Source organism: Aeromonas sp. EERV15, from assembly GCF_900079845.1.
Lineage (GTDB): Bacteria > Pseudomonadota > Gammaproteobacteria > Enterobacterales > Aeromonadaceae > Aeromonas > Aeromonas sobria.
On the sequence record NZ_FKKY02000099.1, the window covers coordinates 1 to 480 of the forward strand.

General features: G+C 73.1%; 1 protein-coding gene. It reads right to left on the minus strand.

Annotated features, from left to right (window positions below):
- Positions 1-480: aldo/keto reductase (locus tag BN4575_RS20585; protein ID WP_141689909.1), on the minus strand; the 480-nt coding region annotated here is incomplete at both ends.

Here is a 480-nt window from a genome sequence, read left to right on the forward strand (position 1 = left end):
CCGAGGTCGGCGCAGAACGCCTCGTACGCCTCCAGCCTGGGCCGGGCCTTCTCGATGCGCGCCTGCGCGTCGGCGGAGGCGCGGCGGCCCTCGCGCGCCTTCTGGAGGGCGCCGCCGAGCAGGCCGCCGGCGAGCGGGCTCCAGGGCAGGACGCCGAGCCCGAACGCGCGGCACGCGGGCAGGACCTCGAGCTCGACGGTGCGCGCGTCGAGGTTGTACAGGCTCTGCTCCGACACGAGGCCGAGGAAGCGCCGCTGCGCCGCGAGGCCGTTCGCCTGCGCGATCTGCCAGCCGGCGAAGTTGCTGCTGCCCACGTAGAGGACCTTGCCCTCGCGGACGAGCTGCTCCATCGCCTGCCAGATCTCGTCCCAGGGCGTCTCCCGGTCGATGTGGTGCATCTGGTAGAGATCGATGTGGTCCGTCTGCATGCGGCGCAGGCTCTCCTCGCAGGCGCGCCGGATGTGGTAGGCCGAGAGCCGC